This is a genomic window from Flintibacter sp. SJQ-8 (genome assembly GCF_054108085.1).
This window is the reverse complement of record NZ_JBPJWR010000009.1, coordinates 86079-106145: the sequence shown is the minus strand read 5'-3', so window position 1 is coordinate 106145 and position 20067 is coordinate 86079. Positions and strand designations below refer to the sequence as shown.

Below are 20067 nucleotides of genomic sequence, written 5' to 3'. Positions count from 1 at the left end.
TGACGAGAAAGGATCGTGAAGCCTGTGTTTGACGCAAACAGCCCCATCGGCGTTCTGGATTCGGGCATCGGCGGCTTCAGCGTGGCCCGGGCGGTGCAGCGGCTGCTGCCCGCCGAGCAGCTGATCTATTTTGGCGACGGCGCCCACATCCCCTATGGCAACCACCCCGAGGACAAGATCGTGGCCATGGCCCGGTATATGTTCTCTTTTCTGGAGCAGCGCAGGGTAAAGGCTCTGCTGGTGGCCTGCAACACCATCTCCTGCGTCATTGACCGGTGTGCCGACGCGGTGTCCTGCCCCACCTTCAACGCCGTGCAGGCGGGGGCGGACGCCGTCTCCCGGCTGGACGTGGACCGGGTGGGGGTCATCTCCACCGTGTTCACCCACAACTCCCGGTGCTATCCCCAGCGCATCCTGGCCCAAAGCCCCAAAAAGCTGGTGGTGCTCAGCTGCGGCTGCCCCGACCTGGCCCGGCTGGTGGAGCACAATCTGGGCGACCCCGGCGGCATGGCGGCGGTGGAGGCCGACCTGCACCAGGAGCTGGACCACATGGTCTATGACGACCATATCCAGTGCTGCGTGCTGGGCTGCACCCACTATCCCCTGGTGTCTGACACCATTGAAAAGCTCTATCCCGGCCTGCCCCTTATCGACCCGGCCCAGCAGATGGCCCAGGAGCTGAAAGCCTATCTCACCCGGACAAATCTGCTGCGGGACGAAAATCTGCCCGGGCGGCTGGACGTGTTCACCACGGGCGACGTGGACGAATACGCCCTGCGGGCCCGCCAGGTGGGCCTGGACCCGGTGAGCTCCGTGTCCTATCACCCGCCCATGGCTCTGGACTGACCACACGAAAGAACGAGGTATGATAATATGGAAGATTTGACCTTCGCCGTGCCCACCCTGTTCGGCCTGGAGGGCCTGTGCGCCGACGAGATGCGCCGGTTGAACCTGCCCCAGGTGCGGGCGGAGAATGGCCGGGTGCTGTGCAGCGGCACCTGGGCCGACCTGCCCCGGCTGAATCTGAACCTGCGCACCGGCGAGCGGGTGCTGATCGTGCTGGGCACCTTCCCCGCCGGGGACTTCGAGGCCCTGTTCCAGGGGACCCGGGCCCTGCCCTGGGAGCGGTTCATCCCCAAGGGGGGCCAGTTCCCCGTGAAGGGGCACTGCCTGAATTCCGCCCTCCACTCCGTCCCCTCCTGCCAGGCCATTGTGAAAAAGGCGGTGGCCGCCCGGCTGGGGGCCAAATACGGCCTGAACACCCTGCCGGAGACGGGGGCCCTGTACCAGATCCAGTTTGCCATTATGAAGGACACCGCCACCCTGATGCTGGACACCAGCGGCTCCGGCCTCTATAAGCGGGGCTATCGGGCCCATGGGGTGGACGCCCCCCTGCGGGAGACCCTGGCCGCCGCCATGGTCATCCTGTCCCGCTATCGGGGCCGGGACCCCCTGTGCGACCCCTTCTGCGGCTCGGGCACCATCCCCATCGAGGCCGCTTTGATCGCCAAGAACCGCGCCCCGGGCCTGAACCGCACCTTCTCCGCCCAGAAGTGGGCCTGTGTGGACAAAAAGCTGTGGCTGGAGGCCGCTGACGAGGCCATGGACAAGGAATTTGACGGCGACTATGAGATCTGGGGCGGCGACCTGGACCCCCAGGCGGTGGAGCTGGCCCGGCACAACGCCCAGCTGGCCGAGGTGGATGATCTGGTCCGCTTTGAGCAGGCCGACGCCCGCACCTTCCACTGGGGCGGGCTCTATGGCCGGGTAGTCACCAACCCCCCCTATGGCGAGCGCATCATGGAGCGGCGGGAGGCCGAGGACCTCTATCGCGCCTTCGGCAAGGCCTGGGCCAAGTTCCCCGACCGGTGGCAGCTGTTTCTGCTCTCCTCCCACACAGAGTTCGAGCGGACCTTCGGCCGCCCGGCGGACAAAAAGCGCAAGCTGTACAACGGTATGCTCAAGTGCGACCTGTTCATGTATCTGGGGGAGCAGAAAAAGCGATAAGTTTAGCACTCACGCCGTTCATTTGTGAACAGAACGTAAATTCAAGAAAAATCAGCCCCGATTTTTTCAAATTAGGGGTTGATTTTTTTGCATGAAACGGTTATTATCATAGTTGTGGTTGGCACTCAGGCAAAAAGAGTGCTAAACCCCTCAGGAGACGCCTTACCGGCGGCCCTGTTTTGATTTTGTTGATACCAATATCTATCATATAAGGAGGAGACCCATTATGAAACTCAAACCTTTGGCTGACCGCGTGATCGTCAAGCTGGTAGAGGCGGAGGAGACCACCAAGGGCGGCATCATCCTGGCCGGAGCCGCCAAGGAGAAGCCTGAAGTGGCCGAGGTCCTGGCTGTCGGTCCCGGCGGCATGGTGGACGGCAAGGAGGTCATCATGACCGTGAAGGTGGGCGACAAGGTCATCACCAGCAAGTATGCCGGCACCCAGGTCAAGCTGGACGGCGAGGAAGTCACCATCGTCCGCCAGAACGACATCCTGGCCATCGTGGAGTAAGCTCCCCACACAACAAATTTTCAGGCGCTTTGAAAACGCCTTGATATCTATCTCATTTATTGGAGGTTATGCTTTATGGCTAAAATCATTTGCTACGGCGAAGAGGCCCGCAAGGCCCTGGAGAAGGGCGTCAACCAGCTGGCCGACACCGTGAAGATCACCATGGGTCCCAAGGGCCGCAACGTGGTGCTGGAGAAGAAGTTCGGTGCCCCCCTCATCACCAACGACGGCGTGACCATCGCCAAGGAGATCGAGCTGGAGGACCCCTTTGAGAACATGGGCGCTCAGCTGGTGAAGGAGGTCTCCACCAAGACCAACGACGTGGCTGGCGACGGCACCACCACCGCCACCCTGCTGGCCCAGGCCATCGTCCGCGAGGGTCTGAAGAACCTGGCCGCGGGCGCCAACCCCATGGTCATGAAGAAGGGCATCGCCAAGGCCACCGCCACCGCCATTGAGGCCGTGAAGGCCAACAGCCAGAAGGTCAACGGCAGCGCTGACATCGCCCGCGTGGGCGCCGTCTCCTCCGGCGACGAGGGCATCGGCCAGCTGATCGCCGAGGCCATGGAGAAGGTGGGCCACGACGGTGTCATCACCATCGAGGAGTCCAAGACCGCCGAGACCTATTCCGAGGTGGTCGAGGGCATGCAGTTTGACCGGGGCTATATCACCCCCTATATGGTCACCGACACCGAGAAGATGGAGGCCAACCTGGACGACGCCCTCATCCTCATCACCGACAAGAAGATCTCCAACATCCAGGAGCTGCTGCCCCTGCTGGAGCAGGTGGTGAAGACCGGCAAGAAGCTGCTGATCATCGCCGAGGACGTGGAGGGCGACGCCCTGTCCACCCTGATCGTCAACCGTCTGCGCGGCACCCTGAACGTGGTGTGCGTCAAGGCCCCCGGCTTTGGTGACCGCCGCAAGGAGATGCTCCAGGATATCGCCATTCTCACCGGCGGCACCGTCATCTCCGCCGACGTGGGTCTGGACCTGAAGGAGGCTCAGCTGGATATGCTGGGTCAGGCCCGCCAGATCAACGTGACCAAGGAGAACACCACCATCGTCAACGGCGCCGGTGATTCCGAGGCCATCAAGGCCCGCGTGGCTCAGATCAAGAGCCAGATTGAGACCACCACCTCTGACTATGACCGTGAGAAGCTGATGGAGCGCCTGGCCAAGCTGGCCGGTGGCGTGGCCGTCATCAAGGTGGGCGCTGCCACCGAGGTGGAGATGAAGGAGAAGAAGCTGCGCATCGAGGACGCCCTGAACGCCACCCGCGCCGCTGTGGAAGAGGGCATCGTGGCCGGCGGCGGCACCGCCTATCTGAACGCCATCCCCGCTGTGGAGAAGCTGTACGCCGAGACCGAGGGCGACGAGAAGACCGGCGTGCAGATCATCGCCCGGGCCCTGACCGCCCCCATGAAGCAGATCGCCGCCAACGCCGGTATCGACGGCTCCGTGGTCCTGGAGAAGATCCGCGAGTCCGGCAAGGTGGGCTATGGCTTCGACGCCTATAACGAGGTGTACTGCGACATGATCCCCGCCGGTATCGTGGACCCCACCAAAGTGACCCGCTCCGCTCTGGAGAATGCCGCTTCCATCGCCAGCACCCTGCTGACCACCGAGTCTCTGGTGGCCGACAAGCCCCAGCCCGCCGCTCCCGCGGCCCCCGCTGCCCCTGACATGGGCGGCATGTACTAAGCCGATAAATCGCCGAAATATCGTAAAAGCCAGCGTCTGCAATATGCAGGCGCTGGCTTTTTGCTTTTCAGCGTGCAGACGCGGTCAGCCGGGAAAGGGCGTATCCGGCATAAAGTCCCGCGCCCAGGGTCAGCGCTTTCTCGTCCACATCAAAATCTTCGCTGTGGAGCGAACTGAGCGTGTTGGGGAGGGCCGGGTTTCCGCTGCCCAGATAGGCGTATGCGCCGGGGGTGTGGAGCAGATACTCCGCAAAGTTATCCCCGCACAGGGAGAGGCTCCGGTCTGTGATGACCCTGACGCCCTCCCCCAGCAGCTTCGCGGCGGCGGCGGCCTCCTGGCACGCCTGGGGGTCATTGATCAGGGCGGCGGTGATATCCGTCCACTGGACCTCTGCCCTGCCGCCGTAGATATCCGCGATATTCCGGGCGGTCCTTGTGATCTGCTCCCGGACCCGCGCCCTGCTCTCCTGGGAGATCGTCCGGGTCGTGCCCTCCAGCACGGCGGACCCGGCCAGGGCGTTGTAAGTTGTCCCGGCCTGGAGCTTGCCCACGCCGATGATGACCGGCTCCACCGGAGAGGTGAGCCGCGTCACCAGGGCCTGAAGGGCCACCACGGTCTGGCTCGCAATGTAAAGGGCGTCCACGCCCAGCTGCGGCTGGGCCACGTGGGCGGACTTTCCATGCACCTGGATGCTGAACAGGTCCACGGCGGCATTGTTCAGTCCCGGCTTCAGGCCCACTGTCCCGATGGGCAGGTCCGGGGCGACATGAAGGCCGAACACCCGGTCAGCCCCATCCAGAACCCCAGCCTCCACAAAGGGCTTTGCCCCCTGGCCGATCTCCTCGGCGGGCTGAAAGACAAACCGGATCTCCCCTCCGAACGCGGCCCGACGCTCCGCCAGCAGCTTGGCCGCCCCCAGCAGGCAGGTGACGTGAACGTCGTGGCCGCAGGCGTGCATCACGCCCGGCGTCTGGGAGCAGTATTCCGCTCCGCTTCTCTCCTGAATGGGCAGGGCATCGATGTCTGCCCGCAGGACCACGACCCCTGCGCCCGTTCCGGTCCCGCGCAGCGTCCCCAGCACGCCGGTCTCCCCCACCCGCGTGTGGGGGATGCCGAAGCGGTCCAGCTCCTCCTCGATCCGCGCCGCGGTGCAAAACTCCTGAAGACTCAGTTCAGGGCGCCGGTGGAACTCCCGCCGAAGGGCGGAAAGATATGTTTTTTCCTGTTCAAGCTGTTCCTGTATGGCTGTCATCTGTCTCACCTGCTCCTCTCTCACGTTCATATGATGTATTCCACGGTCTTATCCTCCGTCAGCACCGTCTCGTCGTTGAAGAGGATGATCGCCTCCCGGCCTTCCACCGGGCCGAACGCATACACATCCTGCACCGTCTTCTCCAGATACCGGACGGGAATGATGCGGTTATACTCCGTTTGGTGGTCGGCCACCATCTGGAGCGCCCCGTCGCTGAAGGGCTCCGCCCGATAATAGGGGTCAAACAGAAAGATCTGGTCGCCGCAGATGTGGGTCAGCAGCACATAGTGCCACCCCTCCAGATCCACCCGCACAACAGCCGCGCCGCCCCGCCGAAGGGCATCCCGCAGGGCGCTGTTCTGGGAAAAATTCACGCTCTGGCCGGACAGATATTTGCTGGAGATGGGTAGGTGCCCGGTCTGGCCAAAGCTGTTGATCCAGTTGCTCAGAAACATCATGGCCATGCAGGAGGTCCCGCATTTGCCGCTGGCCCCGTCTGACCCAAAGCAGTCCAGGCAGTACAGCATAATGCTGCGGACGATCTCCGGCGGGATCTCCTCCCGCTGAAAAAGATAGCTGACTGCGTTGAGCATAGAGGTCGGTCCGCAGTCATATTCTGTCATCTGATAGCGCAGTGGATTCTTCATGGTATCAGCTCCGTTTCTTTTGCCCCCGCTATATTCGCATTAACCATATTAACATAGTTTAATTGTAGGTTATCATAGCATGACCGCTCCGCACTGTCAACTCAATAAACCGAAACACCCCATGCGCCGTCCCCCGCTGCCCACGGCGGTTTGGGCGGAGGAGGAGGGCGAGACGCCCACAGCCACGGTGACGGAGGCCACAACGGCGAGTGGATTGACCGACGCTGTCGCAGCAGGCGGCACGGTCAAGCTGATGTTGGATATTGCTATCAGTGAAAGCCTGAGCGTGGACCGCACCGTCACCCTGGATCTGAACGGCAAGGTGCTGAAAATGACCGGCAGCGGCAGCGCGATCAAGGTGGAATCCAACGGCGATTTGACGCTGATGGACAGCGCCCCCACTGCCGAACATAAATTTACGCCGGACGAAAACGGCCTGTGGGTGTTGGATGAGAGCACTGGCACGGAGACGGTCTCCGGCGGTGTCATCACCGGCGGCACGGGAACAGACCTCGGTAATTCCCCTCATGGCGGCGGTGTGTACATTGTGTCCGGCCAATGTACCATGACCGGCGGCAATATCGTCGGCTGTACGGCAAGCGGTGGCGGCGGTGTGTTTACGTTTGAGTCATCTGTCTCTTCTAATAATTGCACTTTCACACTGGACGGTGGCAGCATTGTGGGCTGTACGGCAACCTTTGGCAGCGGCATATACGTCAATAGCGGCGGAGCCAGCAGCCACATACGAACGGGCATATTTACGTTCACATCGGGCAGAATCCGGGACTGTAAGTCAAACTCTCATATCGATAATGCCTTATATTTATACGGCACGATGAACGCCAACGGCGGCACAGTCGATGGTCCCGTTCGGTCTTCTGGCACAATCATAACGGAAACGGGGTACAAAGGAACGATATTTTCCGGCTCTGTTACGAATAGTGGTACTATCAAGGGCGGAATTTTTGATGACACGGTGACCAACTCTGGCGGTACTATCTCCGGCGGTACGTTCAACGACACAGTGGCAAGCGTATTTTACCCGGAATGGAACCGTTATGAGGATATCAAAATCACCGGTCTTGGTACCAATGAGCGCCCCTATGAGTTGGACACAGTGGAGAAACTGAAGGTGTTCCGAGATATCGTCAACGGCACTAATCAGACGCAGAACACCGACGCATGCGCCGTGCTGACGGCAGACATTGACCTAGACAGTGAAGCATGGACGCCAATCGGAAATAGTTCCAGCAAATTTACCGGCACTTTTGACGGCCAGGGCCATATCATCAAGGACCTGTTTATCGACCCCAACAGCACTGCGCAGGGACTGTTCGGATGGATACAGGGTGGCACCATTAAAAATTTTGAAGTGACAGGAACGATAACAAAACAGAGTGGGGCCGCTGGCGGCATTGTTGGTTTGGTAAACGGCGGTGTCGTTGAAAACTGTGTGAATCGGTGCGATGTGTCTACCTCCGACTATGCTGGCGGAATCGCCGGATATCTCGACCAAGGCGGAACCATCCGCGACTGTTACAATCTCGGTACGATCAGCGGCAGGGATTATCTTGGCGGAATCGTCGGGATCATCAATAGCCCCAACGGCAACGTCTACAACTGCTATAATGTCGGCGCGGTCCAAGGTAATGGTAAAGTCGGCGAGATCGCAGGTCAGGTCGGCGGCATTGTTACAAACTGCTATTTTCTGACCGGCGCAGCAAATCAGGGTATTGGCTTTGGTTCTGGCGAGGCAACTGCTAAGACCGCCGCAGAATTTGCCGATGGCACGGTGCTGAACGCGCTGATCCATGGCCGCGCCGACGGCCAGCACCCCTGGGATACCGACTGCGGCAGCAAAACGCTGTCCGAGGGCAGTATGCGTCTGCCGGTGCTGGCGTGGCAGGGGCTGGCCACCAAGCACACCGGCGACACAGCTACCTGCAAGGACAAAGCGGTCTGTGACTACTGCGGCCAGCCTTACGGCGACGTGGACCCCGCCAACCACACGAATCTGGTGAATGTGCCCGCTCAGGACGCCACCACCAGCGCAGATGGCAACATAGAATACTGGCACTGCGAGGGCTGCGGCAAGTATTTCTCGGATGCGGACGCCAAGACTGAGATCACCCAGGCCGAAACGGTGATCCCCAAGCGGCAGTCCTCCGGCGGCGGCGGCAGCCGCGGCAACAGCTATGCCGTCTCCACCCCCAAGGCGGACAACGGCACCGTGACCATCAATAACGGCTCCACCGCCAAGCGGGGCGACACCGTGTCTATCACCGTCAAACCCGACGCGGGCTATGAGATCGGCACGGTCACCGTCACCGACAGCAAGGGGAATAATATTTCCCTCACCGACAAGGGCGACGGGAAGTTCAGCTTCACCATGCCCGACGGCAAGGTGGACGTGAAGGCCACCTTCGTGAAGTCTGAGCCTGAACAGCCCGGCAGGACCGGTTTTGTGGATGTGCCCGAGGGCATCTGGTACGAGGACGCCGCCGGCTTTGTGGCCCGGCGGGGCCTGATGTCCGGGGTTGGCGAGAATCTGTTCGGCGGGAATCAGAATACCACCCGGGCCATGCTCATGACCATCCTGGCCCGCATGGACGGCCAGGACGTGTCCGGCGGAGCCACCTGGTATGAGAAGGGCATGAACTGGGCAAAAAACAACGGCGTGTCTGACGGCACCATGCCCACCGCCAACATCACCCGGGAGCAGCTGGCGACGATGCTCTATAGCTACGCCAAGCTGCGCGGCATCGACACCACCCAGGGCGGCATGGCCGTCCGGGAGTTCAGCGACTACGACAGCATCTCTGATTGGGCCGGGCAGTCCATGACCTGGGCCGTGAACGCGGGCATTCTGTCCGGGCGGGGCAATAACACCCTGGCTCCCACTGCCGGGGCCACCCGGGCCGAGATGGCCGTGATGCTCCAGCAGTTTGTGGGGCTGATGGAGAAATAAAATAAAAATCAAGCCAGACGCAAAAGTGAACTGCACCCCATTTGTTAGACAGTATGGTATACTATCTAACAAGTGGGGTGTTTTGCTATGCCAAAAGGAGTACCAAACAAACGATATACGCCGGAATTCAAAAAACTGGTGATTGAAACCATGCAGAAAGAGAAATTGAGTTACAGCGAAACCTGCCGTAGATTTGAGGTAAACAGTAGAGATCGAATCAAATCATGGGAGCGAATCTACCTGGAAGAAGGGCCGGAAGGGTTAGCCATCGAACGGCGTGGCCGCAGCAGTAAGGGTCGTCCGCCAAAGCAGCTGCCGAAGCAGGTGGAAGAAGATCTGCTGGCCGAAGTGCAGCGACTGCGTGCGGAGAACGATTACCTAAAAAACTTGCAAGCCTTGGTTTTGGAAGACGAGCGACGCCAGCGCAGAAAACGCTGGTAGTTCAGAAGCTAAGGCAAAAACACGCACTCAGTATTCTGCTCTCAATCGCTCAGCTGCCCCGTGCAACTTTCTACTATCATTTGAAGCAGATGCAGAGAGAAGACAAATATGCATCTGTTAAGGAAGAAATCGCAGCAATTTACCACGAAAACAGGGGCCGGTACGGCTATCGCCGGATCACGGCAGAACTTCGCAAGCGTAAATTCTCTGTGAACCACAAGACTGTCCAGCGGCTCATGAAGAAGCTGGGCTTAGTTTGTCGTGTCAGGATGAAAAAATATCGTTCCTACAAGGGAGAAGTAGGCAAAATTGCACCAAATTTGCTAAATCGGGATTTTCATGTCGAAAAGCCGAATCAGAAATGGGTCACGGATGTGACGGAGTTCAGCCTGTTTGGAGAGAAGCTCTATCTGTCCCCGATTCTCGATCTGTGCAGCAGCGATCTGGTCAGTTACACCATATCGGATCGTCCTGTACTCAGCATGGTAACCACCATGCTGGACGAGGCGTTTGCAAAGATCCCGGCCGGAACAAACCTGATTCTCCATTCTGACCAGGGCTGGCAGTACCAACACAAACAATACCAACAGATGCTCCGGGAGAAAGGTGTTCGCCAGAGCATGAGCCGGAAAGGAAACTGTCTGGACAACGCCGTGATAGAGAATTTCTTCGGCTTACTCAAAAGTGAACTGCTGTATTTGCAGGAGTTCCGCTCCATGGAACACTTCAAACTGGAACTGATCGAATATCTGGATTACTACAACAACCGCCGCATCAAGGCAAAGCTAAAGGGCTTGCCGCCTGCAATTCACAGACAGCAAGCCCTTTCGGCTGCTTGAACAATTTTTACTTCAAAATATTGTCTAACTTTTGGGGGTCACTTCAAAGCAGGGGGCCTTTTCCCAAGGCTCCCTGCTTCCTGTTTCGTGATATGAAATCAGCGCTCCTCAAAGGCCAGCAGCGCCGCGCCGATGGCTCCGCACAGCTGGGCCTCCTGGGGCACATGGACTTCGGCCCCCAGCTTGTCAGACAGCTCCTTGACCACGCCCTTGTTCTGGGCCACGCCGCCGGTCATGATATAGGCGGGCTCGCCGCCCAGGCGCTTGACCAGGGAGGCGGTCTTCCCCGCCACCGAGGCGTTCAGGCCGTGGATGATGTCCTCCGGCGCGGTATTGTCCGCCACCAGGGAGACCACCTCCGACTCGGCGAACACGGTACACATGCTGGAGATGGTCACCTCGTTTTTCCACGCCAGCCCCAGCTCGCTCATCTCCGGCAGGGTCAGCTCCAGGGTCTTTGCCATCATGTCCAGGAAGCGGCCCGTCCCGGCGGCACACTTGTCGTTCATCACAAAGTTTACAACATTGCCCCGCTCGTCGATGCGGATCACCTTGGAGTCCTGGCCGCCGATGTCGATGACGGTGCGGGCCTGGGGGAACAGGAAGTGCGCCCCCTTGGCGTGGCAGGTGATCTCTGTGGCCGAGGCGTCGGACAGGCCGATGGTCTCCCGCCCATAGCCGGTGGTCACCACAACGTCGATGTCCTCCCGGGTCAGGTTCGCGGCCTTCAGCGCCGCGGCCAGGGCCTTTTCCGCCCCGGAGGCGGCCCCCGCCCCGGTGGGCAGGATGACCGCGCCCACGATGTTCTTCTCCCGGTCCAAAATCACGGCGTCGGTGCTGGTGGAGCCGCTGTCCACCCCGGCGATATAACGGAAGTCGTCCGACTTTTTGATGGCCCCCGCGCCCACGCCGATGGTCTTGGCAAAGGCGTCGATCCTGGTGTGCAGCTGGCCGCTGGACTGGGGCGTGCAGTCTGTCTCGATCTTCAAAAGTGTCTCCCCCTTTTGGCCTCTCATGTGCCGATAGGCAAAGCCATAGTAATCACAGAATTTGATGGTGTGGCAGATGGTCCCCACCTCGGTGGGGTCCGGCTCCTCCAGGCGGAACTGCATCCGCATACAGCTCCGGTGCTGGTTCAGCAGGGCCGTGGCATACGCCGTGTCCGACCAAGTTTCCGGCGCGGGCAGCAGCGTCCTCCGCCCGGTGCAGGTGTCGTCCTGGACCGGCAGGGGCATCCGCTGCTGGATCATCTCCTTGAGCAAAGAGCCGCCGTGGGCCCCGGTGAGGCGGACGTGGGGCTCGGTCAGCGTCTGGGCCTCCGCCTCCGTGATGCCCTTTTTCCAGGCGGCCAGGGCCTTGTCCGGGTCAAAGCTCCCGCCGGTCAGTTTAGAAAGCTCCCCCTGGAGCCGTTTTAAATCCCGCTCCAGCAGGGCCACAGCGGCGGCGTTGTTGGTGTGGGGCAGGGAGAGCAGAAACAGAAACTCCATGTTCCCCTGCTGCCGGAGCACGTCATAGATCCGGCGGCACACGTCGCAGCAGTCCACCAGGATCAGCCTGCGGATGTTCCGCCCGGCCACCTCCTCGATCAGGGCCTTTCCATAGCCGCACAGGTTGGGGTGGGTGCAGCTCTCCGCGCACTCGAAGTTAGCGGGGGCCGGGTCCAGGCGCTCCACCGGCAGGTCAAAGCCCGCAAAGAGCTCCATGGGGGTGTATTTGCAGACACAATAAATCGTATTATCCATTTCGCTTCTCCAACATCTCCAAAAATGCGTTCAGCCGGGTGGCGGTCTGGCCGTCTGAGGCGTTGCGCCGGTCACAGCCGTCCCCGTTTAAGATCAGGGTGGGGAACCCGGCCTGGTCCAACTCGTGCTTGAGCACCCCGGACAGGCCCATGGTCTGCTTGCAGCCCCAGTGGCAGAAGCAGATCACCCCGTCCACGTTCAGGGCGCGGGCCGCCTCCACCGCGGCCTTCACCCGGGTCTCGCCGCCGTTCCACTGGCTGTACACCAGCCGCCGGGCCATGCTCTCATAGGGGCGCTCCGGGTCCATGTCCACCAGGCCCTCGAAATTGGTGTCGCAGGTGACGATCTGGCAGCAGTCATTAAAGTTCAGCATCTGGCGCACCGGCTCCTGCCAGTTGGGGATGGTGTGCAGCCACAACAGGCGGATGCCGTGGGCGGCGGGGGCCGCCTTCAGGTCCTTCAGCAGCTGCTGGGCATAGCGCAGGGCCGCCGCCGACCCCATGCCGCTGTGGGTGAGATAGACCTCATACAGCTCCGAGGTCACGTCGGAGGTCAATGTCTTAGACCGCTTTTCCACCTGGCAGGCCCGCAGCAGGTCCATGGTCTGTTTAGACCGGGCGACAACGCTCTTCAGCCGGTCCTCGTCCAGGCGCTTGCCCGTCTGGTCCTCCAAAAACTTTTTCAGCTCCCGCAGCTCGCCGGCCACAAAGGCCACGCCCTCCTCGCTCTGCTCCGGCGGCACGTCCACGTAAAACCGGGGGATGCCATAGTGGTCGGCCAGCTCCCGGAAGGTCAGGTTGTTGGCGTCGCACACCAGAGAGGTGTTGACGATGAATTTAGGCGCCGGAAGCACCCCGGCATAGGCGCTGCCCAGCAGGATCTTGTGATAGGAGCAGAAGGATTCGGCGATGCCCTCCGCCTCGGCGGTCTCGGCAAACACGGGCTCGGCGTGGGCCCCGTTGAGAAAGCAGGAGTACAGCTCGGCGCACATGGGCGTCACCGACATGGCCTCCAGCAGCTCGCAGGGCTGAAAGATGCTCACCAGCGCCGCCCGCTCCGGGTGGGCCAGCATGGTCTGCACCGCCTGATTCACGCACTGGGCTGAAAACTGGTGAGCCTTGGGCAGGGCGCGGTCCGGGGCCAGACGGAGCTTCAGCCCATATGCCAGATAGGCGGCCAAAAGGAGCGCCCGGCTCCGGTCCGGGTGCTCCGGCGTGACCTTGCTGATATAGTTTCCAAATCGTTCGAAGATATCTGGCATGTTCAAAAAGCTCCCCTTTTATTCATTCCGTTCAATAATGTAACATCTTTGCCGGGCCGTTTCAATAGGCGAATTCGCCAGTATCCCACCCCGAAAAAAACCACGGGGCGCTCCCAGAACAGGAGCGCCCCGTGGGGTATTTTGGATCAAGGAAAGAAGCAAGAAAATCGTCAGAACTTACGCCAGGGCAAACATGGTGAAGGCGGGCCAATAGGTGACCAGCATCAGCACCACCAGCAGGGAGAAGATAAACCACAGCATGAACTTCATCATCTTGCCGATGGACACGCCGGAGATGGCGGAGGCCACGAACAGGTCGATGCCATAGGGAGGCGTGCAGAAGCCGATGGCCAGGTTCATGGTCAGCATGATGCCGAAGGTGACGGGGCTCATGCCCAGGGCCTCGACCACAGGCAGCAGGATGGGGGCCAGGATGATGGTGGCGGGGATGTTGTCCACCAGGCAGCCGATAACCAGCAGGAAGATGTTGATGAGGATGAGCAGGATGATCTTGTTGTCGGTGACGCCGATGAGGGCGGCAGCCAGGGTGCGGGGGATACCGGTCAGGCTCAGGTAGGCGGCAAAGGCGGAGGACAGGCCCACCATGAAGGTGGTGGAGCCGTTGATGACGATGGTGTCCCGCAGGGCCTTGTAAACGCCCTTGTTGTCCAGCTCCTTATACACGAAGCGGCCCACGATGTAGGAATAGACCACGCTGATGACAGCGGCCTCGGTGGGGGTGAACTTGCCGGAGTAGATGCCGCCCAGGATGATAACAGGGGACAGCAGGGCCCAAATGGCATCCACAAAGCTCTTGACCACGGCCTTGAAGCTGAACTTCTTGGTCTCGCCCTTAAAGCCATATTTCTTGGCCATGATGTAGCACACGATCATCAGGGCCACGCCCATGGCAAGGCCCGGGATGATACCGGCCTTGAACAGGTCGGTGATGGAGGTGCCGGTGGCCACGCCGTAGATGACGAAGGGGACGCTGGGGGGAATGATGACGCCGATGGTACCGGCGGCGGCGCAGATGGAGGCGCTGAAGCCCTCGTCATAGCCCTTGTCCTTCATGGCGGGGATCATGAACGCACCCACGGCGGAGGTGGTGGCGATGGCGGAGCCGGAGATAGCGGCGAAGAACATACAGGTGACGGTGGTGACCATGCTCAGACCGCCGGCGATGAAGCCCATGAACGTATCGAAGAAGTTCAAGATTCGCTTGGCGATGCCGCCGCCGCTCATCAGATTGCCGGCCAGCATGAAGAAGGGCACGGCCATCAGCGGGAAGGAGTCAACGCCGGTGATGGACTTCTGGGTGATCATCAGCAGGGGGATAGACCCGTCGCCGCAGACCAGAATGGTGAACAGGGTGGCGATGCCGATGGAATAGCCGATGGGCACCATCAGGATCAGCAGAACGAAAAACGTGAGGAACAATACAGCCGCGCTTTGCATTTAGGCCACCTCCTTGTTGTCGTCAGAACCGTGGCCGAACAGGGCCTTGATGTCCTGGACCACCTGGGCGATCAGCCGCAGGGTGAAGATGCCGGAGGCCAGGGGCAGCACGATATAGACGATCCACATGGGCATACGCATGGCGCTGGACACATTGCCCCGGGTGATCATCTGCTGCACCAGGTCGATGCCGCTGGTGACCAGGAAGATGTTGAACGCGATGAGCAGGATCGTGGCGATCACGTCCACCACCGCGATGACTTTCTGATTTTTCACAAAGGATTTCAAAATCTCCACCTTGATGTGGGCCTTGTCCTTCTGAGCGATGCTCACGCCCATCCAGATCTGCCAGATGAAGATGTAACGGGTCAGCTCCTCGCTCCAGGTGAGGGAGCTGTTGAACACGGAACGCATGATGACCTGAACAAAGATGATCAGGGTGGTCAGCACCAGGCTGGCACAGAGGACATATTCCTCCAGCTTGTCATAGCCATAGACAAGTTTGCCGAGAAAACTGTCTTTTTTCATAGGGATCGACTCCTCTCCTCTCAAGGAAACACAAGCGGACGGACCAGAGGGACGAAACCTCTGGCCCGCCCGTCGTTGAAATGGGGATACGATGAGGTATCAGGGGTGCTTACTTGTTGTAAGAGGTAGCCAGATCAAAGATCTCGGTGCCCCACTGCTGCTTATACTCGTCGTACATGGGCTGCACGGCATCCACAAAGGCCTGGTACTGCTCGTCAGTCAGCTCGTTGACCTCCATGCCGGCATCCTGCAGCTTGGCCACGACGGAATCGTTGTCCTCCAGCTCCATGCTGCGCTGGGTGGTGACCATCTCGGCCACGCAGTCCTTCACCAGCTGCTGGTCGTCGGCGCTCAGACTGTTCAGCCAGTTCTCGTTGGTCAGCACGGCCAGGAAGTTGTGGACGTGGTTATCCAGGGTCAGGTACTTCTGGACCTCCTGGAAACCGGAGGCATAGATCAGAGTGGGGGGGTTCTCCTGGCCGTTGATGACGTTCTGCTGCAGGCCGGTGAACACCTCAGAGAAGCTCATGGGGGTGGGGTTGGCGCCCAGCACCTCGTACATGCGGATGAACACGGGGGAGCTCATCACGCGGATCTTCAGGCCGGCCAGGTCGGCGGGGGTGCTGATGGGGTGAACGCTGTTGGTGGTGCAGCGGGGGCCGTTATAGGTGTAGCCCAGGCTGACAAAGCCGTTGCCGGCGATCCACTCGCTGATCTGGCTGCCCAGGTCGCCGTCCAGGGCATCAAAGGCGCTCTGAGAATCCTTGAACAGATAGGGCATATCCAGCACGCCGATCTCCTCGTTGTAGGAGGTCAGCACGGAGGTGGAGGGCAGCGCCATCTGGATGGTGCCCATGGCCACGGCCTCGCACAGCTCCTCGTCGCCGCCCAGCTCGGCGTTGGGATAGATCTGAACGTCGATGCGGCCGTCGGACTTCTCCTCGACCTCCTTCTCAAACTCCAGCAGGGCCTTGTGGGTGGAGCGGTCCTCGGCCTCCACGTGGGCGACCTTCAGGACGATGGAGGCGTTGCCGCCGGTGGGGGCGGCGGTGCTGGTGCTGCCGGAGGCAGCGGGGGTCTTGTTCCCGCCGCCGCAGGCGGACAGGGAAATGGCAGTGGCCAAAGCCAGGGCAAGTGCAAGTGCTTTCTTCATGTTTGGTTCCTCCTTGTGATCGTTGTGATTTGGAATGTTGAAGCAAATTCGCGGGATCAAAAGCGGAGTATCTCTCAGCCGGGCCCCAAGTCATAGGCCCGGCTAAAATTCGGGTTTGCCTTACAGGATCTCTACGTAGCTCTCGTCGGCGTTGACCAGGATCTGGTCGCCGTCCTTCACGGCGTCATAGAACTCCTGGGGCAGGCGGTCCACCATGGGGATCTCCATGATGATGGCACCGGCCACCAGCACGGGGTCGGGGTCCTGAACGATCAGGGCCGCGGGCATGTTGTGGAAGCGGTCCAGGTGATACAGGCCGTCCTGCTGCACCACGGAGCTGCCCTTGCCGCCGGGGAACAGCAGCACCTTTTGAGAGATGGAGCGGCCCAGCAGCTCGTGGTCCTTCTCCTCCATCACGCCGTCCTCGGGGCGGACCTGATAGAACATGATGCGGTCATGGGTCTTGATGGCCTCGGCCTGAGCCTTGCCCTCAGAGATCTTGTGGCAGGAATAACGCTTGCTCATTTTACTTTACCTCCCCAGTCAGAGCGGCCTGGATGCAGGTGTCCAGGTCACGGATGATGAAGTGAATGCCGCGGCGGCGGGGATAATAGGCGCACTTGGGGGACTCGGTGATGCCCACCTTGCCCTTGAGATAGTGCCAGCAGGGCTGGTCGGGGCAGCTGTCGGCGATGATCTCGGCGCCGGCCTCGGCCAGCACGTCGGCGATGCCCATACGCTGGGCCATCTGCAGCGCATGGCTGGAGACCAGGATGTACATGGGAATGGCCAGCTTCTTGCCCTTCACGCCCTCGGCGATGTGCTGGGCCTCCTCCAGGGTGAAGTGGGGGCAGCCGAACATAGCAAAGTCCACTTTGTCGCTGTCCCGCTTGTCGCTGAAGGTAGCCTCCACGTTCTGCAGGTCCTCGTTGGTGATGACCACCTCGTACTTGGGCTTCTTGCCGCCCAGAGCCACTTCCACGGTGGGAGCCTCGGGGGTGCAGCCTACGATGTGGTACATGCCGTAAGCGCCGGAGGTGTTCAGCTGCGCGCCCAGGTTGCGCAGGGCCTCGGCGGAGATGGTGTGGGGCAGGCCGGTGAATACGGGGATGCCCTCGCCGATCTTGTCGCCCATCATGCCCAGCAGGTGATACTCATAGGGGGTCTTCATGTCGGCTTCCACCCGGACCAGGATGTCGCCCTTGCGGTTCTCGTCCAGCAACAGGCCATACTCGGGCACATAGCCGGTGATGGCGGCGCACAGGGCGCTGTTGGCGCTCTCGCGGTTGGACCGGGCGCCCCACACGGAGTTCACATAGGGGGTGGCGCTGGACTCGGAGAAGGCGCACACCTCGCCGAAGTTGGGCACGTTGGTGGCGATGTAGGGGGTGCAGTTATAGGAGAGCACCGCGCCCAGGGCCCGATAGGCGTTGTCCGTGCGGATCATGTGGGCGATGTCCTCCGCGTCGGCGGGGTGGCCGCAGGCGCCGGTGAAGTGGCCGGTGCAGAAGCCGGGGTTCACGGTGGGGGCCACCTTGCAGTGGGCGCCCGCCTTCACCAGCTTCTCGGCAAACCACAGGTCGCCGTCCTGGTTGCTCAGGGCCACGTGGGCCCGCTTGATGGGCACCATACGCTTGGCGTCAAACGCCTCGCCCAGGGCAAACTGGATCTTCATGGCGTAGGCCGCGCCCTCGCCCAGGTCGCCGTTCAGCATGGCCTTCTGTTCATCGTTCAGGATCATGTCGTTTCCTCCCTTTTAAATTGCATACATATGTCAGAGCTTCGTGCTTGATTCGTGTATTCAGTCCTCCGGCCCGTCTACCAACGTCAGCCGGGGGTCGGCCTCCACGTCGGGCAGCAGAGCCCGGGAGACCTGGATATATTTCAGATGCAGGGTGTTCTGAATTCGGATGATCTTGGGGTCGTCCCGGTCAATGCCCCGACAGCACTTCAGTGCCACCCGGATGGCCGTGGCCTCGTCCTCCACCGTACAGGGGATGTTGGCGTCCCCCAGGCAGTTGCAGGCGATGGCGTTGGCGTACATAGCTTCCAGGTCCAGGTTCTCGGCCACCTGCTTGGTGATCACGTCGAACAGTCCCACGCCGATGCCGTTTCCGTGGCTGGCGGCGGTGACGCTGTTGAGTACCAGACGCTGATACTTGGGGATATGCAGGACAAAGGTTTTTAGAACCGAGCTGCGGCCCAAAATGTTGGGGTCGAAGCCCGCGCCGGACACGTCCTTGCCGATCTCCTGACAGACGATCACGTCCGCCTCCGGGAGCATGATGCAGGGCATGTTGGCCTTGGCCTCCTGGACCAGCTCCTTCTCCCGCTCGATCCACCCCTTGGCGGGGACGGCCTCGATGCGGCGGGTCTTGTCATAGGCGTTTTCCAGAATGGCCACGCCAAAGCCGATGGGAGCCTTTTGCAGGATGATCCCGGCGGTCTCCTCCAGCATGGCGGCGAAGTGGTCCGAGTCCTCCTCGTGGGCGGCGGAGCAGCCCTTGTGGTTGCCCAGGCCGATGACCAGCATTTTGCACAGGCCGCTTTGGAGGGGACCCACAAAGTCGGTGTGCAGCTTCACCCGGTTGATGGGGACGATCAGGTCGGCCTCGAAGGCCGCCCGGTCAAACCAGATGGGCCGCCCGTTGGCCGCGTGGCCCAGCAGCACCGTGTCCACCGTGGTGACCACGGGGACGCCCAGGTTCTCCTCGGTGATGCCATAGCCGGTGAGCACCTCACGCTGGCCCTCCTCGGTGCCGCCGCCGTGGCTGCCCATGGCGGAGACGATAAAGGGCTTGGCCCCCAGGGCCTTCAGGCACTCGATCGTGGTGTGGACCACGGGGAACAGGTCCCGGATGCCCCGGCTGCCCACGGCCACGGCGATGCGGGCTCCCGGCTTCACCAGACCGGCCACCTCGGGCCGGGCCAGCTGTTCCTTCACCGCACCCACCACATCGGTGAGCTCCTCGCTGTTGAACTGCTGCCGCACCCAATACATGGGGGGCAGGGGACGTTCCAGGTCCTCCTTCAGCAGGATCGGCATTTTCAGCTCCTCCTTCAAATCGATGTATCAATATGCAGTTATGCAAGCTCTATTCATGCTGTATACAGGGTTCTTTCAAAAAGAACCGCTCCCTTTCAGAAGCGCTGGATGCTTTGTGTATTCCTTGGGTGTTTTCCCTGTATACAGCAGAGATTAAAAAAATTAAAATAAAAAGCGGGACGCCTTTTATTTTTATCGCACAACTGCCGTTTCAGCTTAAACATATTATAGGGCCGGGGTGCCCATCTGTCAATATAGATCAGAGTGTTTTTTCAAAAGTACGGGTCAGTCGGCATTTTGACGAAAGCTGTGTTTTGTGGGAAAATCCCTGGTATTTCACCGAATCACCGTTGAATCATCATGTTAAAGTGAATATTTTTCTGCATATATAGACGATCAGAACACGCGCTTTGTGAAATTTTCGGCAAAAAGCCCCCCGCCGCCCGGGTTATTCCGGTTGACGGGGGGCTTTGGTTTTGCTTCAGCGTAATATGTCACACACCCAGCAGC

Annotated in this window: 17 protein-coding genes; 7 read left to right on the top strand and 10 right to left on the bottom strand. The window is 60.5% G+C overall.

Annotated features, from left to right (window positions below; all coding sequences use genetic code 11):
* Positions 1-15 precede the first annotated feature (15 nt).
* The 4 genes from ACSAMP_RS06715 to groL all read left to right on the top strand — a co-directional run bounded on the left by ACSAMP_RS06715 (position 16) and on the right by groL (position 4222).
* A complete protein-coding gene (locus ACSAMP_RS06715) occupies positions 16-846 on the top strand; it encodes a glutamate racemase (RefSeq protein ID WP_457799909.1) in 831 nt (276 codons plus the stop codon).
* 27 nt (positions 847-873) lie between these two features.
* Positions 874-2007, top strand: a complete 1134-nt coding sequence (locus ACSAMP_RS06710) for a THUMP domain-containing class I SAM-dependent RNA methyltransferase (RefSeq protein WP_457799908.1) — start codon at positions 874-876, stop codon at positions 2005-2007.
* 226 nt (positions 2008-2233) lie between these two features.
* Positions 2234-2518 carry a co-chaperone GroES gene (locus ACSAMP_RS06705; protein ID WP_441795136.1) on the top strand — a complete coding sequence of 95 codons (285 nt, stop codon included), beginning with the start codon at positions 2234-2236 and terminating at the stop codon, positions 2516-2518.
* A gap of 75 nt (positions 2519-2593) precedes the next feature.
* Positions 2594-4222 carry a chaperonin GroEL gene (gene groL / locus ACSAMP_RS06700; protein WP_457799907.1) on the top strand — a complete coding sequence of 543 codons (1629 nt, stop codon included), beginning with the start codon at positions 2594-2596 and terminating at the stop codon, positions 4220-4222.
* A gap of 67 nt (positions 4223-4289) precedes the next feature.
* On the opposite strand, the gene ACSAMP_RS06695 is transcribed toward groL, so the two are convergent.
* Both ACSAMP_RS06695 and ACSAMP_RS06690 read right to left on the bottom strand, forming a co-directional pair.
* Positions 4290-5474 carry a M20 metallopeptidase family protein gene (locus ACSAMP_RS06695; RefSeq protein WP_457799906.1) on the bottom strand — a complete coding sequence of 395 codons (1185 nt, stop codon included), beginning with the start codon at positions 5472-5474 and terminating at the stop codon, positions 4290-4292.
* A gap of 26 nt (positions 5475-5500) precedes the next feature.
* A complete protein-coding gene (locus ACSAMP_RS06690) occupies positions 5501-6121 on the bottom strand; it encodes a peptidase C39 (RefSeq protein ID WP_441795120.1) in 621 nt (206 codons plus the stop codon).
* A 79-nt stretch (positions 6122-6200) separates the two neighbouring features.
* Here ACSAMP_RS06690 and ACSAMP_RS06685 point away from each other — a divergent pair, with 79 nt between their 5' ends.
* The 3 genes from ACSAMP_RS06685 to ACSAMP_RS06675 all read left to right on the top strand — a co-directional run bounded on the left by ACSAMP_RS06685 (position 6201) and on the right by ACSAMP_RS06675 (position 10369).
* Entirely contained in the window at positions 6201-9089 is a 2889-nt protein-coding gene (locus ACSAMP_RS06685; RefSeq protein WP_457799905.1) for an S-layer homology domain-containing protein, read from the top strand.
* A gap of 87 nt (positions 9090-9176) precedes the next feature.
* Positions 9177-9530: a transposase gene (locus ACSAMP_RS06680; RefSeq protein WP_457799214.1), complete on the top strand. Its 354-nt coding sequence runs from the start codon at positions 9177-9179 to the stop codon at positions 9528-9530.
* Positions 9524-10369: an IS3 family transposase gene (locus ACSAMP_RS06675; RefSeq protein WP_457799222.1), complete on the top strand. Its 846-nt coding sequence runs from the start codon at positions 9524-9526 to the stop codon at positions 10367-10369. The genes ACSAMP_RS06680 and ACSAMP_RS06675 overlap by 7 nt, the downstream gene beginning before the upstream one ends.
* Before the next feature lie 98 nt (positions 10370-10467).
* Here the strand turns inward: ACSAMP_RS06675 and ACSAMP_RS06670 are convergent, their stop codons facing one another.
* The 8 genes from ACSAMP_RS06670 to ACSAMP_RS06635 form a co-directional block, all read right to left on the bottom strand.
* Entirely contained in the window at positions 10468-12111 is a 1644-nt protein-coding gene (locus ACSAMP_RS06670; protein ID WP_457799904.1) for an acyl-CoA dehydratase activase, read from the bottom strand.
* Positions 12104-13372: a 2-hydroxyacyl-CoA dehydratase subunit D gene (locus ACSAMP_RS06665; protein WP_457799903.1), complete on the bottom strand. Its 1269-nt coding sequence runs from the start codon at positions 13370-13372 to the stop codon at positions 12104-12106. Before ACSAMP_RS06665 ends, ACSAMP_RS06670 begins: the two co-directional genes overlap by 8 nt.
* 177 nt (positions 13373-13549) lie before the next feature.
* Positions 13550-14830 carry a TRAP transporter large permease gene (locus tag ACSAMP_RS06660; protein ID WP_457799902.1) on the bottom strand — a complete coding sequence of 427 codons (1281 nt, stop codon included), beginning with the start codon at positions 14828-14830 and terminating at the stop codon, positions 13550-13552.
* Entirely contained in the window at positions 14831-15358 is a 528-nt protein-coding gene (locus ACSAMP_RS06655) for a TRAP transporter small permease (protein ID WP_457799901.1), read from the bottom strand. It lies immediately after the preceding gene.
* 109 nt (positions 15359-15467) lie between these two features.
* Positions 15468-16511 (bottom strand): TRAP transporter substrate-binding protein, encoded by a 1044-nt coding sequence (locus tag ACSAMP_RS06650; protein ID WP_457799900.1) that lies wholly within the window; start codon positions 16509-16511, stop codon positions 15468-15470.
* Between the two features lie 120 nt (positions 16512-16631).
* On the bottom strand, positions 16632-17036 hold the full coding sequence (locus tag ACSAMP_RS06645) for an aconitase X swivel domain-containing protein (protein ID WP_441795113.1): 405 nt from the start codon (positions 17034-17036) through the stop codon (positions 16632-16634).
* Between the two features lies 1 nt (position 17037).
* Positions 17038-18252 carry an aconitase X catalytic domain-containing protein gene (locus ACSAMP_RS06640; RefSeq protein WP_457799899.1) on the bottom strand — a complete coding sequence of 405 codons (1215 nt, stop codon included), beginning with the start codon at positions 18250-18252 and terminating at the stop codon, positions 17038-17040.
* A 60-nt stretch (positions 18253-18312) separates the two neighbouring features.
* A complete protein-coding gene (locus ACSAMP_RS06635; protein ID WP_457799898.1) occupies positions 18313-19557 on the bottom strand; it encodes a nickel pincer cofactor-dependent isomerase, group 22 in 1245 nt (414 codons plus the stop codon).
* Positions 19558-20067 lie beyond the last annotated feature (510 nt).